General features: G+C 39.4%; 15 protein-coding genes. 8 read left to right on the top strand and 7 right to left on the bottom strand.

The window, feature by feature from the left end; all coding sequences use genetic code 11:
• Window positions 1–5 precede the first annotated feature (5 nt).
• Window positions 6–428, top strand: a complete 423-nt coding sequence (locus I6E69_RS03000) for a thiol-disulfide oxidoreductase DCC family protein (RefSeq protein WP_024594548.1) — start codon at window positions 6–8, stop codon at window positions 426–428.
• A 102-nt stretch (window positions 429–530) separates the two neighbouring features.
• Window positions 531–809 (top strand): peptidylprolyl isomerase, encoded by a 279-nt coding sequence (locus I6E69_RS03005; protein ID WP_002959014.1) that lies wholly within the window; start codon window positions 531–533, stop codon window positions 807–809.
• Window positions 810–888: 79 nt separating this feature from the next.
• Here the strand turns inward: I6E69_RS03005 and I6E69_RS03010 are convergent, their stop codons facing one another.
• The 6 genes from I6E69_RS03010 to I6E69_RS03035 all read right to left on the bottom strand — a co-directional run bounded on the left by I6E69_RS03010 (window position 889) and on the right by I6E69_RS03035 (window position 5,235).
• Window positions 889–1,236 carry an energy transducer TonB gene (locus I6E69_RS03010; RefSeq protein WP_182681587.1) on the bottom strand — a complete coding sequence of 116 codons (348 nt, stop codon included), beginning with the start codon at window positions 1,234–1,236 and terminating at the stop codon, window positions 889–891.
• A gap of 167 nt (window positions 1,237–1,403) precedes the next feature.
• On the bottom strand, window positions 1,404–2,063 hold the full coding sequence (locus I6E69_RS03015) for a DsbA family oxidoreductase (protein WP_008134379.1): 660 nt from the start codon (window positions 2,061–2,063) through the stop codon (window positions 1,404–1,406).
• A 114-nt stretch (window positions 2,064–2,177) separates the two neighbouring features.
• Window positions 2,178–3,398, bottom strand: coding sequence for a Xaa-Pro peptidase family protein (locus I6E69_RS03020; RefSeq protein WP_197120611.1), 1,221 nt, complete (start codon window positions 3,396–3,398; stop codon window positions 2,178–2,180).
• Between the two features lie 101 nt (window positions 3,399–3,499).
• The gene (locus tag I6E69_RS03025; protein WP_193227135.1) at window positions 3,500–4,108 is read right to left on the bottom strand and encodes a flavin reductase family protein; all 609 of its coding nucleotides are present in this window, start codon (window positions 4,106–4,108) and stop codon (window positions 3,500–3,502) included.
• Window positions 4,109–4,117: 9 nt separating this feature from the next.
• Entirely contained in the window at window positions 4,118–4,840 is a 723-nt protein-coding gene (locus I6E69_RS03030) for an SDR family NAD(P)-dependent oxidoreductase (RefSeq protein WP_197120612.1), read from the bottom strand.
• On the bottom strand, window positions 4,837–5,235 hold the full coding sequence (locus I6E69_RS03035) for a thiol-disulfide oxidoreductase DCC family protein (protein ID WP_024594554.1): 399 nt from the start codon (window positions 5,233–5,235) through the stop codon (window positions 4,837–4,839). The genes I6E69_RS03030 and I6E69_RS03035 overlap by 4 nt, the downstream gene beginning before the upstream one ends.
• 120 nt (window positions 5,236–5,355) lie before the next feature.
• Between I6E69_RS03035 and ppc the strand changes: the two genes are divergently transcribed.
• Together ppc and cdd are read left to right on the top strand one after the other, a co-directional pair.
• Complete coding sequence (gene ppc, locus I6E69_RS03040; RefSeq protein WP_197120613.1) at window positions 5,356–8,001, top strand: phosphoenolpyruvate carboxylase; 2,646 nt, start codon at window positions 5,356–5,358, stop codon at window positions 7,999–8,001.
• A 136-nt stretch (window positions 8,002–8,137) separates the two neighbouring features.
• On the top strand, window positions 8,138–9,064 hold the full coding sequence (gene cdd / locus I6E69_RS03045; RefSeq protein WP_197120614.1) for a cytidine deaminase: 927 nt from the start codon (window positions 8,138–8,140) through the stop codon (window positions 9,062–9,064).
• A gap of 98 nt (window positions 9,065–9,162) precedes the next feature.
• Here cdd and udp read toward each other — a convergent pair whose 3' ends face one another.
• On the bottom strand, window positions 9,163–9,918 hold the full coding sequence (gene udp / locus I6E69_RS03050) for a uridine phosphorylase (RefSeq protein ID WP_002959023.1): 756 nt from the start codon (window positions 9,916–9,918) through the stop codon (window positions 9,163–9,165).
• 464 nt (window positions 9,919–10,382) lie between these two features.
• Here udp and I6E69_RS03055 point away from each other — a divergent pair, with 464 nt between their 5' ends.
• The 4 genes from I6E69_RS03055 to I6E69_RS03070 all read left to right on the top strand — a co-directional run bounded on the left by I6E69_RS03055 (window position 10,383) and on the right by I6E69_RS03070 (window position 15,220).
• Window positions 10,383–11,492: an arginase family protein gene (locus I6E69_RS03055; RefSeq protein ID WP_024605708.1), complete on the top strand. Its 1,110-nt coding sequence runs from the start codon at window positions 10,383–10,385 to the stop codon at window positions 11,490–11,492.
• A gap of 129 nt (window positions 11,493–11,621) precedes the next feature.
• On the top strand, window positions 11,622–12,311 hold the full coding sequence (locus I6E69_RS03060) for a transporter substrate-binding domain-containing protein (RefSeq protein WP_002959026.1): 690 nt from the start codon (window positions 11,622–11,624) through the stop codon (window positions 12,309–12,311).
• A gap of 147 nt (window positions 12,312–12,458) precedes the next feature.
• The gene (locus tag I6E69_RS03065; RefSeq protein ID WP_197120615.1) at window positions 12,459–13,760 is read left to right on the top strand and encodes a hemolysin family protein; all 1,302 of its coding nucleotides are present in this window, start codon (window positions 12,459–12,461) and stop codon (window positions 13,758–13,760) included.
• A gap of 290 nt (window positions 13,761–14,050) precedes the next feature.
• Window positions 14,051–15,220 (top strand): efflux RND transporter periplasmic adaptor subunit, encoded by a 1,170-nt coding sequence (locus tag I6E69_RS03070; protein ID WP_024594995.1) that lies wholly within the window; start codon window positions 14,051–14,053, stop codon window positions 15,218–15,220.
• Window positions 15,221–15,232: the final 12 nt, after the last annotated feature.

The following is a 15,232-nucleotide window of genomic DNA, read 5'->3' on the forward strand; positions in this document are numbered from 1 at the left end:
GTGATATGAGCGATGATGCAGCTATATTAATGCAAAACCAAAAAGTTATTTTATTTGATGCGCAATGTAAGCTGTGCAGCGCGTGGTGTAATTTTATTATTGCTCACGATAAAAATACTATTTTTAAATTATGCAGCGTGCAATCTTCAAAAGGAGAACTGTTGTTAACACACTTTGGTTTTTCAACCAGTGAATACGCTTCAATGGTGCTTGTTGAAAATGGTAAAGCATTTACACAAAGCCATGCTTTTTTTAATGTTGTTAAGCAGCTAGGTTACCCATACAAGCTAGCAAACGTATTTAGTATTTTGCCAAATAGTTTTAATAATTGGTTATACGATAGGGTTGCTTTAAACCGCTATACCTTATTTGGAAAATATCAGTATTGCAGAATTTCCAACCCAGATGATGCTAAACATTATTTATAAATTAGGCATTAATACACTGCAGTATAAGTAGATGCTAGGTTTATGAGGTTGTGTTAAAATCGCCGCGTTTAATTTTAGCTAACGGTATAAAAGGCTTTTTTCATGGCAAACACAGCACATGCACTTCACATTTTGGTTAAGCACAAAGAAATTGCAGAAGATATTATTAAGCAATTAGGTAAAGGTGCAAAATTTCAAACCTTAGCTAAAAAGTATTCGTCATGCCCATCGGGTAAAAAAGGCGGTGACTTAGGTGAATTTAGACGCGGACAAATGGTTCCACAGTTTGACAAAATTGCATTTAAAGGCGCAATTTTAGAACCCCACCTAGTTAAAACTAAATTTGGCTGGCATGTAATTAAAGTACTTTATCGTACTTAGTTTACTTTTAAGTAAAGAAGTAACTTTCGCTGTATAGAAAAAGGCTGCAATGTGCAGCTTTTTTAGTTTTAGTTAGTTATTATTTTGCTAAATTAAAATCTATAGTCATTTCTAAGTCTTCATCAACTACCGCAATACCATTAACTACTTTAGGTGCATAACGCCATTTAGAAAGAGAGCGAATCGCTGCTTTATCAAAAATTTTCACAGGCTCAGCTTTAATCACTTTAATATTAACTGGCTTACCAGATGTATCTACATCAAAAGACATTGTCACACTACCTTCAATTTTTTCACGGACACTTTTAATTGGATACTCCGCAGGACTGGGCATTATCAGTGTAGCGTTAGGGCTATCAGGTAGATGTGTTGTCGAACAAGCGGTTAAAAGAAACAGTGACGTCAATGTTGTAATTATATATTTCATTATAAATCCCTTTGTAGGTATGATTATCGATTTGTTAGATGTCGTTTCTATAATGACACCAAAAGAGATTCAAGGTAAATAATAAATTTGTATTGTTTTTGAACTGATGAATAAACAAGAAAGGCTGCAATGTGCAGCCTTTCTTAATTTTAAACTATATTTGTGTATTAAGCGTCTTGCTTAGCTTCTTCTTCACTAATTTGTTTTAGTGCTTGAATGAATGAGTCGCTTGGTTGTCCGCCAGTAAGTGCATATTTATCGTTTATGATAAACGTAGGTACTGAAGTAATACCCATTTGTTTAAAGTTGTCTTGCTCTTGGCGTACGTCTTGTACGTATTTGTCTGAATGTAGAATACCGCGCGCAGTTTCTTTATCAAGACCTACTTTTTCAACAACGTCGAGTAGTGCTTCTTCTTGATTTAAGTATTTTAAATCAGTGAAGTGCGCTTCAAAAAAGGCGAGTTTTAATTCGGTTTGCTTACCTTCTTCACGTGCCCACATTAATAAACGATGCAAATCAAAGCTGTTGATCATGATGCGTTTGCCATCAAAATTAAAGGTAAACCCAGCACGCTGACCGGCTTCGAACATATTTTTACGATTTTCGTCGCCTTGCTCTTCACTTAAGTTGTACTTTTGCATTAAGTGTTCGTTTAAGTCTTGACCTTCAATTGGCATATCTGGGTTTAGTTCAAAAGGATGCCACGTAATATCTGCGCTCATTTCGTCTTTGAGTTGCTCTAGTGCAGTTTCTAGGTTTTTATAACCCACTACACACCAAGGGCACATTACGTCTGAAACGATATCAATTTTAAAATTTTTCATATTTATCCTTTTGAGGATTGCTTTGGTATAACAGGGGATATTGGGATGAACTGCACTTTATCAATACCAAACTAAAAAGAGCAGCTAAACAGCTGCTCTTGAAGGTATTCAGTTTTAAGCGTTAAGCCCAAATGGGTCGTCAATGCTATAACTTGGTTGTGTAAACCAATGAGGGCCGTTGTCGGTCATGTAAAAATGATCCTCTAAACGCACGCCAAATTCATCGGGTATAACTAACATTGGCTCGTTACTAAAGCACATGCCTGGGGCAAGTGGGGTTTTATCACCGCCAACTAAGTATGGCCATTCGTGAATATCTAGCCCAATACCGTGCCCCGTTCGGTGTGGGCAACCCGGTGTTTGGTACTGCGGGCCTAGCCCTTGCGCTGCTAAATAGTTACGTGCGCCCGCGTCAACGTCTTCGCACGTAGCACCAATTTTAGCTGCATTAAACGCGGCCATTTGCGCTGCTTTTTCATGATCCCAAAACATCCGTTGGCGCATTGTTGGTTCGCCAAATACATAGGTACGGGTTATATCTGATAGGTAATCGTGTACTTTACAGCCAGTATCAATTAGTACCATATCGCCTTTTTTAAGTATTTGGGCACCTTTAACACCGTGCGGGAAAGACGTTGCAACACCAAATAAAACAATACAAAAATAGTTACCTGGTGCACCCACTTTTTGGTGTGCTTGCTTAATAAAAGCTTCTACTTCGGTGGTGGTTATTCCCTCATAAAGCATGCTTGCTGTGGCTTGATGTACGGCTAAGGTCATGTCCATCGCGCGTTGCATTAAGCTAAGTTCATGAACTGATTTATGCATACGGCAATGCGCCGTTACAGGTTGTGCGTTTATGAGTGTTAAACCCGTTTGCGCTTTATTAATGCCGTCGAATATAAAAAATTGTGCGCTTTCATCAATGCCAATAGTTGCGTTTTCATTAATGTTTAGTTTTTTTAACACTTCGACAAAAAGTGCATAAGGATTTTCGTGCTCTTGCCACCCATGAATAGGCCCATCTATTACTTTAAACCCGTTTAGTGAACCAATTTCGAAATAAGGCGCAATGTATTGTACTTCACCAAGGGCGGGTAATATCGCGCCAACCATACGTTCGCTCGCGTACCATTTCATGCCTGTAAAGTAGGTAAGGTTGGTGCCAGCGTTTAAATAAATTGCATCTATGTTGTTTGCTAGCATATACGCTTGCGCCTTGGCTATGCGCTCTAAATGTTCGTCAGCTGCGATAGGGATCAGCGTTTGCGTCATGTTACTTAGGCTTGCCAGCGCTTGCTCGCTTGATTGAGTACCAATACCGATGGTGGTCATATTTTTCTCCTTGGATTTTTAGCTAGTGTGATTAATACCAAGGTAAAATTCAATGTTATGCGATAAGAGGCTATTAGTTTATAGCCTCTTAAAATGGCATATTATTTTTTAGCGTAAGGTAAGCGCGTGAGTTTATTACTTGTGTGGTAGCTATCAAGCCCGGTTACTGCCACCGTTTCAATAGCCTGTAAATCTAAAAATCCATCACTTTGAAGTGCTACTTCATCTAAATACACATCAGTGATTTCACCGATTACAAGCTCTGTACCATTAACGGCTAAATGTTGGTTTTCTACAAATTTAACCGAGTACTTTAAGCGGCTTTCTTTAACAAAAGGCGCTGCAAAGTCGTTTAAGTATTCGGGCGTTAAACCTGTCGCCGCAAATTCCGACTCGTCTTTGTCGTAGCGGGCTGATGTTTGATGAGCTTGCTTATAAATAGCTTTATTAACCTGGTTAATGGTGTAACTACCGGTTTCGATTATGTTTTCGAACGTATGTCGAGGCACGCTATTTGGGCGCATTATCATGCCAACTAGCGGCGGATGAGCCCCTAAATGAATAACAGAGCTAACAATGGCGAGATTAGTATTGCCTTGTTTGTCTTGCGTGCCAATTAGGTTGGCGCTTTTAAAACCCGAAAGCGAATTAATTAAATGAGTACGAGTGTGTTTTTCAAGTGCGTTTATGCGCTCTTTAGTAAAATGCATTAAAGGTCCTTACCACGGTATGGTTTCGCCTTGCCAATCTAAGTAGGCAGGCTCACCATTGAGTTCTAAATGAGGGTTATTAAAAGTAAGTGTAAAAAGCTGCTTAGCTACAAATTCAGCTGTAAAGAGTTTTCCAGCGGGTACGTTTTTTTGAAATGGCTTTGAAAGCGCAGTATCAGTAGTCCCTGGGTGAAATAAAACGAGCTTGGTATTTTTAGCTCGGCGTGAAAGCTCAATCGCTGCGGTTTTAAATAGCATGTTAAGAGCAGCCTTAGAGGCGCGATACGTATACCAACCGCCTAATTTATTGTCATTAATACTGCCCACACGCGCACTGAGTGCTGTAATAGTACAGTGCGTTTTATGTGTTAAGAGCGGCAAAATACTCTGCAAGCAAAGTAGGGGAGTTAGGGTGTTTGAATTGAGAAGTTGGCTAAAATACTCAGCGTCTAAATCCTCCAGCTTTTTTTCGGGCATATGGGTTTCGTTGTGCAGTGTACCATTGAATATAATAACTTGTTGTATATCGGCATTTTGCTCTTTTAGGTAATTAGTAACGCGCGCTAAACTTTGTTTTGTGTAGTCAGTATGCAGGTGGACAACACTTGAGTCAGATTCAATACTTTTTAAACTAATACAAACTATCTGATGAGTAGGCGTGTTTATTTGTAAATGTTCTATATATGCATTTGCTATGGCACTGCTTGCGCCGAATAAAACAATGGTTTTCATTTATCACCTTTTGCTTTTAGTCCACATTGGCCGTTACTGCACTGAGTATTTGGCATTAAAAAGCGACTGATGGGGTGCCTATACTTAGCAAATAGCAGGTATCCGCAGTCAGCGAAAAAGCGAATTATTGGCAAGCGAAAAATTTTCAACCAGCTGTGTTTACCCACTATTTTCCATGCTTCGTACGTTACATCAAGCCCGTAAATCATTTCACCTGATTGCTTTTGGGCTTGCAGGTAGTTCATTGCTTTGTCTTTATCAATATACGAGTAGCGTTCACTAAAGTCGCTCGCGTTAAGATCTTCAAGCGTAATTAGATTTTTAGAGTCTGCGTGTTTTAGTTGCTGCATTTCGGTGCTGCAAAGAGGGCAGTTTCCATCGTAAAAAATGATCATGTAATTGCTTTGTGATTATTTTATATATACTTTTTTACGACAAGACATTGCAAATGGATCTATTAAATATCTCTTCATGATGATATTAATAGTGTCCTACGAAACAAAGGAGAATGAGAAATGAGTGAACAATATGCCGCCTTGCGAGGTAATGTAAATTTACTTGGGCAATTACTAGGACAAACTATTAAGGATGCTCAAGGCCAAGCTATTTTAGATAAAGTAGAAGAAATTCGAGCTTTATCTAAATCATCTCGCAGTGGTAATGAAGACGACAGACAAGCGCTAATAGACGTTTTACATGCGCTTAGTGATGAAGAGCTTTTGCCGGTTGCCCGTTCATTTAATCATTTTTTAAACCTTGCTAATGTAGCAGAACAATTTCATACCGTTTCGCGTTTTAATGACGTTGGCCTTGGTCAACAAAACCCTCTCACTCAAACATTAAAAACGTTAGTTACAAAAGCAGAACAAGGCCAGCTAGATAGTAATCATTTGGCCGAAACACTCTCAAAACTCCACATAAACTTAGTATTAACCGCCCACCCAACCGAGGTGACGCGCCGTACTATTATTAACAAACATGTTGAACTAAGTGATTGCTTAGCGTCATTAGAGCGAAAAGATAACTTACCGCTAGAGCGAGACGCTATTTTAAATCGTATTGAACAGCTTATTAGCCAGGCTTGGCATACCGACGACATTCGTCGCTCTCGCCCAACGCCAGTTGATGAAGCTAAATGGGGTTATGCGGTAATCGAAAACAGTCTTTGGCACGCTGTTCCGCGCTTTTTACGTGAATTTTCAGCCAATGTTAAAGAGCAATTAAGTTTAGAGCTACCAAAAGATTACAGCCCGATTGAGTTCACATCTTGGATGGGTGGAGACCGTGATGGAAATCCATTTGTAACATCGCAGGTTACAGCAGAGGTGCTTGACCACGGTCGTTGGATGGCGCTTAACTTATATATTCAAGATTTAAAAACGTTATGCGCTGAACTCTCTATGTCAGACGCCAGTGAAGAGCTTATTGAGTTGGCAGGTCAAGACTTTGAACCATACAGAGCGGTGATCAAAAAGCTTAAAAACCAAGTTGCAGAGACCGTGGCTCACCTGGGCGCTAAAATTAAAAACAAGCGTAGCGATTCACAAGATTTAATTACCGATATTAATCAGCTTAAGCACCCTGTAGAGGTCTGCTACCGCTCGTTATTAAAGTGTAATATGAAAGTAGTTGCTGATGGATTATTGCTTGATTTACTGTACCGTATTAATAGCTTTGGCTTGCGTTTAGCTAAACTCGATGTGCGCCAAGACTCGTCTCGTCACAGCGATGTTTTTTCTGAGCTGACTCGTTATTTAGGTTTAGGCGACTACAACCAATGGCAAGAGCAAGATAAACAAGCTTTTTTACTTACTGAACTTAACTCTCGCAGACCGCTTATTCCAAAACATTGGCAACCAAGCCCTGATGTTCAAGAAGTGCTAGATACCTTTGACGTTATTGCTAAGCAAGACGAACAAACATTTGGCTTGTATATTATTTCGATGGCGCGAACAGCATCAGACATTTTAGCAGTACAATTATTGCTAAAAGAAAGCGGCTGTAGCTTTGATTTACCAGTAGCACCCTTGTTTGAAACACTCGATGATTTAAACGCAGGCAGTGATGTAATTACTACATTACTTGATAATGTTTGGTATCGCGGGCACATTAAAAACACCCAAAATGTAATGATTGGTTACTCTGATTCTGCTAAAGATGCCGGCATGATGGCAGCAGGTTGGGCGCAGTACGAAGCAATGGATAAATTAGTACAACTTGCTGATGAGCGTGGTATTGAACTTATTTTATTCCACGGACGTGGTGGCACAGTAGGGCGTGGTGGCGCACCTGCTGCACAAGCGCTGCATTCACAACCGCCAGGCTCTTTAAAAGGTGGTTTGCGTGTAACCGAGCAAGGCGAGATGATTCGCTTTAAATTTGGTTTACCTGATGTAGCACTGCAAAGCTTAAATATTTACGCAGGTGCAGTACTACAAAGTAACTTATTACCGCCGCCGGAACCAAAACCGCAGTGGCGCGAAGTAATGAAGCTAATAAGTGAGGAGTCGTGTGAACACTACCGTAATGTAGTTCGCCACGATGAAAACTTTGTACCTTACTTTAGAATGGCAACGCCTGAGCTTGAGCTGTCTAAGTTGCCGCTTGGCTCGCGTCCAGCAAAACGTAATCCTAATGGTGGCGTTGAAAGCCTGCGTGCTATTCCATGGATTTTTGCGTGGAGCCAAAACCGTTTAATGCTTCCTGCATGGTTAGGTGCGTTAACTGGCTTAAAAGCTGCGCTTAATAAGTACGGCGCAGAAACACTCAACGAAATGAGCCTACAGTGGCCGTTCTTTAGATCGCGCCTAGAAATGCTAGAAATGGTATTTAGTAAAGCCGATTGCTGGTTGAGTGAGCATTACGATAATGCGCTGGTGGAAGATATGTACAAACCATTGGGTGTAACACTTCGTAAAGAGCTTCAAGAAGCCATTAGCTTGGTGCAATCACTTAGCCCACAAAAAAGCCTACTCGCCGAACAACCTTGGATTAAGGAGTCGATTAGTTTACGTAACCCGTACACCGATCCACTTAACCTATTACAGGTTGAGCTTTTACGCCGTGCTCGCTCAGAGGAAAAACGAAACGAAGGTGACATTGATAATGCGTTAATGATCACGATGACAGGTATAGCTGCAGGTATGCGTAATACCGGCTAACACTTTATTTTGTTAGGTATACCTATTGGTATTAAAAGGGAGCACGCGATGTGCTCCCTTTTTTTGCGTTAAATAGGCTGGTATTTAACACCCTAACCTTTTAAACTACTTAGCCATTGAATAATTAAAAAATATTATGGCTTCAGCAACTTTTACTGTACAGCAAGATATAGCACTTACAAATTCGCACTTCACATTAACCGTAGCGCAAACAGCGTCATTACGTAGTCAATTAAAATCACAACGTGGCATATTAAATTCTAATAATATTAAACAGTTATGTGCACAGCTAAATGTGTCTGATGATGTATTACTACAAGGTTTAGTGCCTTTAGCTTCTGAGTATGCCGTTGCGCCAGTGTCAGATTTTCATGTAGGCGCAATTGTTAAAGCGCTTGATGAAAAGGGTGAGGTAAACTTTTACTTTGGTGCGAATGTAGAGTTTGATCATCAAGCATTGAGTTTAGTGGTTCATGCAGAGCAATCGGCTATAAATAACGCATGGTTAAACGGCGCTAAAAAAATAGTTAAAATTGCGATTAGCGATGCGCCTTGTGGGTATTGTCGCCAGTTTATGAACGAACTAGCTGATGCGAAAGAGTTTGATATTTTACTTCCTGATCAGCAATTTAAACTTGCTGAATTACTGCCGCATTCATTTGGACCTACCGATTTAGGTAACGAATTTAGCTTATTTAACCCAAAACCACAGCAAGGTAATTTTAGCGCTGAAGACCTTGATGAAACCCTTGCGCGTTTTGCACTTAATGCGTATGTGCCTTACAGCCACAACTTTAGCGCCGTAAAAATAAGTACATTTAGTGATGGTGATTTTTACGGAAGTTACGCCGAAAATGCAGCTTACAGTCCAAGTTTATCGCCACTACAAAGTGCACTAAGTCAGTTCTTTTTAGCTGGGCTTAGCTTTAACGAAAGTACGGTGAAGGGAATAACATTGCTCGAAACAGCGGGTCGTGAAAACCAGTCGCAAGTGGCAAAAGCTGTACTTGCCAGTTTTACGCATTTACCAGCACTTAAAGTAATTAGCGCACCACTTAAATAGTGGCTTGCATACAATAAAGCACAGCCGGCGCTGTGCTTTGTTAAAGCGAGCCATTCTATCGAATTAAATAACTCACTCACTGACTACTATAACCTGTATTAATCAAGTAATACTTTAGCTGCTTCTAATACGACGGCTACAGATTTACGCTCAATTTCACCGTGGTCTACATTTGGTATTTCTTGGCGAGTACGGTTAACAAGTACGCCTGCTACACATGCTGCTTGTAATCCAAGGGCTGCACACATAGTAAATAATGTTGCCGATTCCATTTCGTAGTTCATCACGCCCAATTTTTGCCACTCTTCGCAGCTACCTTGTAGTGATTTAGGAACGTAACCAGAGTGCGTATCGTAACGCTCCTGCCCTGGGTAGAATGTATCGCTTGATGCAGTAATACCAATATGAAAATCGATATTTAGGTTTTTACATGCTTGTACCATAGCTTGTGTTGCATAAAAGTCAGATACAGCAGGGTAGCTAAGTGGTGCAAAGTGTTGGCTAGCTCCATCTAAACGTACAGACGCTTGGCTAATTAAAATTTCGCCTTCATTAATGTGTGGCTGAATTGCACCGGTTGTACCAATACGTAAAAATTTACGCACGCCGAGTTGTGCTAATTCTTCTACTGCAATCGACGTAGATGGACCACCAATACCTGTAGAACATATAACCACAGAGTGGCCGTTTAATTGACCTAAATAAACATGAAACTCGCGAGTTTGAGCAAGGCAGGTTGGGTTGTCTAGGAATTTTGAAATACGTGCTGCACGATCTGGATCGCCTGGTACAATCGCAAGTTTTGCACCTTTAAGATCGTCAATACATAGTCCTAAGTGAAATACCTTTTCCATAGCTAAGCCTTTTATAATAATTTGTTGTCAATCTAGCATGATTGCTAGAAACGTTTATCAAGTACAGGACGATTGTCCGTTTTATCTTAACTCTTCCAATAAAGCCTTAATAATTTTAAGGGCTAATTTGATTTATTCACCAACTATGAATATTCACTCAAGCACTTATATACGTAGCCTTGTTGCGCTGTTGACATGTTCAAGCAGACATAATAAGTATCACTCAAGCGCGTAACTACGATTAAATGAATGATTACAGATTTTCATTAATATCAAATAAATTCAATGATTTAAATTTGTAGTGAACACGTAAAAACTAACGTGTTTACTTATATTAAGCACTGACTTATTTAGCAAAGTGGCATTTATTTAAAGTTTAGGCATTTTTAGTGATTTTGCATAACTACTCAAAAGTAATCAAAACTAATTAGCTACGTACAGAATAAAAACCGAAGGAGTTTATTATGAGCACACAATTTGAAGCATTTAAAAACAAAGTTGAGCACTGTTTGTGCGCACCGGGTGATGGCGTATACACAGTAAATACTGCAAAAGAGCGCAAAGCCGCACTGCGTAATAAACTTTACGGACAAACTGAAAACGTTGATAACTTGTGGCGCGAGTCTTTAAACGAATTACCAAACTCACCACATAAAGCCGTTATGTTAGGTATTAGTTCAGACTGTGGCGGTGGGATATTACGCGGCGCAAACTGGGGGCCGTTGTTTGTGCGCTCAGCTTTAATTGATCAGCAACCGCAGTGTCATTCTTTTGATTTGGGTGATGTACGTGTGATCCCACATTTACTTCATGACAAATACCTAAATGATGCAACCATTTCTAATTGCCAAAAAGCCTTATATGGTGATGAAGATAACGATTATTACGTAAGCCCGTTATCAATCACTGAAGATGTGTGCGACAGTTTTTACGCAACGTTTAAAGATAAAGGATTATTTGGTATTGGTGGCGATCACTCAATTAGTTACCCACTTACTAAAGCGTACTTAAAAGCAAAACGTGAACAAGGTAAGCGCACGGCTATTATTCACTTTGACGCGCATACTGATTTACTTGTGGAGCGCTTAGGTATTGATTTATGTTTTGGCTCGTGGTGTACACATATATTAGAGTTTTTACCGGCGCCGCATCATTTAATACAATTTGGTATACGCTCAAGTGGCAAGCCTAAAGCGCATTGGGAAAATACTTTTGGTGTTAAACAGCACTGGGCACATGAAATCATTGAACGCGGCGCAGCAGCGGTTGCTGCCGACGCTATTGCACAGTTAAAAGCCGATAACGTTGATGAAATATACGTAAGCTTTGATATTGATGCACTTGATGCTGAATTTGCATCCGCCACAGGTACGCCAGAGCATCACGGTTTAACGCCTCAGCATGCGCTTGATATTTTATCAGCCATTGCGGATGAGTTTCCTATTACGGGTGCAGATATGATGGAGATAGCGCCATTTACCGACAGCTCTTTAGTTGGTCAATCAAGCTCTGAGACGACACTTAGAGAAGGCGCTAAAATTTCAGCCTTTTTAATTAGTGCAATGAACAAGTAAGCTGTAGAAGCTATAAATACTAGCACTATCAGCGTATAAGTGTGCATCACATGACTAAAAACTAGCAGTTCATAAAGCCTCAGCTATATTTATTAAATACATATAATGAGTTAGTTGAGGCCTCGCTAGATGAAATTGTTGATCTTTTTATTGTTCATTAGCTGTATTAAAGTTGATGCAGCTGAAATTACAATAGTAACGGAAGTATTTCCGGACTTTCAGTATATTAATGAAGATAACAAACTCGTTGGCCGCTCTGTCGAAAAAGTTCATAAAGCGCTAGAAGGTACAGGTATAAACTACACTATGTTGGCGCATAGTTGGGCCATATCCTACAATGCAGCGCTACGCGATAAAAACACCTGTATATTTTCGATTGTTCGATTACCTAATAGAGAAAGTAAGTTTAACTGGGTAGGCGAACTGGAAAGCTTTGACTCTGCCATTTATGGTCTAAAATCCAGAGGTATAAAGTTAAACACTCTCAATGATGCTAAAAAATACAAAATAGCAGTACTGCGTGATAACTTTAGTCATCATTATTTGCTTGAAAGGGGCTTTAGTGAAAGCAAGCATTTATTACTCATCGATAGCCTAGATAAAATAGATAAACTCATAAGCACTCGTCACCATATACTTGATTTTGTTATCCTCAACAAAAAGCAATTTAACTATCGAGTTAAAACAGAGCCTAAGCTTGAGTTACTAGAACCATTACTTGATTTAAATACAACTCAGTCTCCGTTATTTTTTGCCTGTAATATAAATATGGATCCGGCTTTAGTTTCTCAATTAAAAGTTGCCTTTAATAAAATTTAAGCACTTTAAACTCACTGTTTTACCCCTTAAATAATTGAAAATTAATAGCTTAAATATATTTCGTAAATATAAATTGCTGCGTTTAAAAAACCGATTATAATCCAGCTGCTTTTTGTTTAAAAAAGCGCTAACTTATTGGAGCGTTAAATGGGTGATTTAATCGGGATTAGCTTATTGATCTTGATCAGTGCGTTGTTTGCTATGTCAGAAATAGCAATTGCAGCGTCGCGTAAAATAAAACTGCGAGTAATGGCAGATGAAGGAAATATAAAAGCAGCAGCGGTATTAAAGCTACAAGAAAATCCAGGGGCTTTTTTTGCCATGATCCAAATAGCACTCAACGCGATTGCGATATTGGGTGGTATTGTGGGCGAGCAGGCTTTATCGCCTTATGTTGAAAGTGTTTTAGTGCTTTTTTATCAAGGTGCACACTTAGAAAAAATTAGCTTTTTATTCTCATTTTTTACTATTACATCTCTGTTTATCTTGTTCGCCGATTTAATGCCAAAGCGTTTAGCGATGATCATGCCAGAAGCTGTCGCTGTTAGAGTCGTTACAATAATGCGCTGGGTAACCTTTGCCTTAACTCCGCTAGTGATGTTTTTTAATGGGGTAACGAACTTTGTGCTGCGCTTATTTAAAGTGCCTGCTGAGCGAGAAGACAACGTTACAACTGAGGACATTGTTGCCATGATGGAAGCGGGTGCTGCATATGGTAGTTTGCAAAAGCAAGAGTATGAACTCATTGGTAATGTGTTTGACCTAGAAGCGCGGTTTTTATCAAGCGTAATGACGCCACGCGACCAAATTGTCTATTTTGATTTAAACGAATCTAGCCATGATATTGCGACCAAAATTATTGACCACCCTCATAATCACTTTTTAGTGGTGTCAGGAAATTTAGATAAATTGCATGGCTCTGTTGAATCTAAAGATATTTTACGACAAGTACTAAAAGGCGAAGCCGCCAATATAAACGATGAGCTGATTGATAAAGATGTTTTTTACTTACCGGAAACATTAAGCCTATCAGAAGCCTTAAATGCGTTTAAAAGCGCAGCAAAGCCATTTGCTGTTGTCGTAAACGAATACGCGCTTTCGGTAGGTATTGTAACGGTAAAAGATTTAATGAAAGGGTTTATGGGTGATTTAATTACTCATCAAGGTGATGAATTAATTATAGAGCGCGATAAAAATTCATGGCTTGTAGATGGGTTAACTCCAATTACCGATTTAGCAAAGGTACTTGATATAGAAGAATTTCCTGATCAGATGCACTATGAAACTGTCGCTGGATTTTTAATTTACAGTATGAAGCGAATCCCTAAACGTGCAGAGCATTTAACTTTTTCAGGCTTTAAGTTTGAAGTTGTTGATGTAGAGGGAATTAGGGTAGAGCAGTTGTTAGTTTCAAGGGTTATTAACCCACAGAGTGCTAATATCCTTTAAAAGATTAGATATGACGCGAGTCGTTTTTATAAATGGCCAAGCTATATTTGCTTGGCTTTTTTGTGCCCGTTAAAACTTCGTTTCTAAAATGAGATATTATTTCAATGTGTTTAATTGCTTTATTCTCAAACAGCTTTGATTCTATTTTCATCTAATTAACATTAAATGCTACCTAAGACATATATCGAACTTAATAGTGTAAGTTTGTGTAAATTTCTCCTAATTAAGATTCATTATCAGCGCATTTTAATTTAGAATGATCGTTCACTCTAAACTAAAAGGTATTTAACATGCAGCGTTCCCGCATCGCTTTATTTGTATTGTCAGCCCTCGTCGGTTCTGTTGCTTTAACTGGTTGTGATCAGGCTGCTGAGCAGTCACAAGCTTCAGCTCCTAAAGCTGTCCCAGTGGGTGTAATTACAGTAAAAAGCCAAGCGCTTACTCTCAAAAAAGAACTTCCTGGTCGCATTAGTGCATTTCAAATTGCTGAAATTCGTCCACAAGTAAGTGGTATTGTACAATCTCGTTTATTTGTTGAAGGTAATGAGGTTAAACAAGGCCAAGCACTGTATCAAATAGACCCTGCTACATTTGAAGCAGACTTAGCAGCAAGTGAAGCAAGCGTAGCGCGCGCAGAGGCAAGCATTGCCAGCTCTAAATCAAAAGCATCGCGTTATAAAGAACTTTTAAAAATTAAAGCCGTGAGCCAACAAGATTTTGATGAAGCAGATGCCGCATACAAGCAAGCTAATGCTGAATTATTAACAGCTAAAGCGCAGTTAAAATCAGCGCAAATTAATCTCGATTACAGCCACGTCTCTTCTCCTATTAGTGGTCAAATTAGTAAATCAAGCGTAACAGTGGGTGCACTTGTAAGTGCCAATCAAAGTACAGCACTTGCTACAGTAACTCAGTTAGATCCAATTTATATCGATTTAACACAATCAAGTAATGAGCTTACTCAACTTAAAAAAGCAATATCATCAGGTGCTCTAACTGTTGATTCGGCTAGTCAAACTGACGTTGAACTTATTATGGAAGATGGCTCTATTTATCCTCATAAAGGCACATTACAGTTTTCTGAAGTGACCGTTGATCCAAGTACTGGCTCAGTAACACTGCGTGCTAAATTTTCAAACCCAGAAAAATTATTACTGCCTGGCATGTATGCTCGAGCTTCTATTGTGGAAGGTGTTAAAGCGGGTGCTATTTTAGCTCCGCAACGTGGTGTTAGCCGTAATTCAAAAGGCGAACCAACAGCAATGGTTGTCAGTAAAGACAACACAGTAGAAAGCCGCGTATTAAAAGTAGATAGAACGATTGGTTCTGATTGGCTTGTTACTGATGGCCTAAGTGATGGCGATAAGTTAATAGTTGAAGGTTTACAAAAAATCCGCCCTGGTGCACCTGTGAACCCATCTGAAATTCAATCGTCTGCTAAAGCCGATCAAGCGCAATAACGGAGAGTTTTA

The organism is Pseudoalteromonas sp. NZS100, assembly GCF_015864815.1.
Taxonomy (GTDB): domain Bacteria; phylum Pseudomonadota; class Gammaproteobacteria; order Enterobacterales; family Alteromonadaceae; genus Pseudoalteromonas; species Pseudoalteromonas distincta.

What these genes read in the sequence shown, in the direction of transcription:
- I6E69_RS03010 (WP_182681587.1), bottom strand. Translation starts at nt 1,236, where the DNA reads ATGAAATATATAATTACAACATTGACGTCACTGTTTCTTTTAACCGCT.
- I6E69_RS03055 (WP_024605708.1), top strand. Translation starts at nt 10,383, where the DNA reads ATGAGCACACAATTTGAAGCATTTAAAAACAAAGTTGAGCACTGTTTG.
- I6E69_RS03005 (WP_002959014.1), top strand. Translation starts at nt 531, where the DNA reads ATGGCAAACACAGCACATGCACTTCACATTTTGGTTAAGCACAAAGAA.
- I6E69_RS03035 (WP_024594554.1), bottom strand. Translation starts at nt 5,235, where the DNA reads ATGATCATTTTTTACGATGGAAACTGCCCTCTTTGCAGCACCGAAATG.
- I6E69_RS03000 (WP_024594548.1), top strand. Translation starts at nt 6, where the DNA reads ATGAGCGATGATGCAGCTATATTAATGCAAAACCAAAAAGTTATTTTA.
- I6E69_RS03030 (WP_197120612.1), bottom strand. Translation starts at nt 4,840, where the DNA reads ATGAAAACCATTGTTTTATTCGGCGCAAGCAGTGCCATAGCAAATGCA.
- I6E69_RS03065 (WP_197120615.1), top strand. Translation starts at nt 12,459, where the DNA reads ATGGGTGATTTAATCGGGATTAGCTTATTGATCTTGATCAGTGCGTTG.
- I6E69_RS03070 (WP_024594995.1), top strand. Translation starts at nt 14,051, where the DNA reads ATGCAGCGTTCCCGCATCGCTTTATTTGTATTGTCAGCCCTCGTCGGT.
- I6E69_RS03060 (WP_002959026.1), top strand. Translation starts at nt 11,622, where the DNA reads ATGAAATTGTTGATCTTTTTATTGTTCATTAGCTGTATTAAAGTTGAT.
- I6E69_RS03020 (WP_197120611.1), bottom strand. Translation starts at nt 3,398, where the DNA reads ATGACCACCATCGGTATTGGTACTCAATCAAGCGAGCAAGCGCTGGCA.
- I6E69_RS03015 (WP_008134379.1), bottom strand. Translation starts at nt 2,063, where the DNA reads ATGAAAAATTTTAAAATTGATATCGTTTCAGACGTAATGTGCCCTTGG.
- I6E69_RS03025 (WP_193227135.1), bottom strand. Translation starts at nt 4,108, where the DNA reads ATGCATTTTACTAAAGAGCGCATAAACGCACTTGAAAAACACACTCGT.
- ppc (WP_197120613.1), top strand. Translation starts at nt 5,356, where the DNA reads ATGAGTGAACAATATGCCGCCTTGCGAGGTAATGTAAATTTACTTGGG.
- udp (WP_002959023.1), bottom strand. Translation starts at nt 9,918, where the DNA reads ATGGAAAAGGTATTTCACTTAGGACTATGTATTGACGATCTTAAAGGT.
- cdd (WP_197120614.1), top strand. Translation starts at nt 8,138, where the DNA reads ATGGCTTCAGCAACTTTTACTGTACAGCAAGATATAGCACTTACAAAT.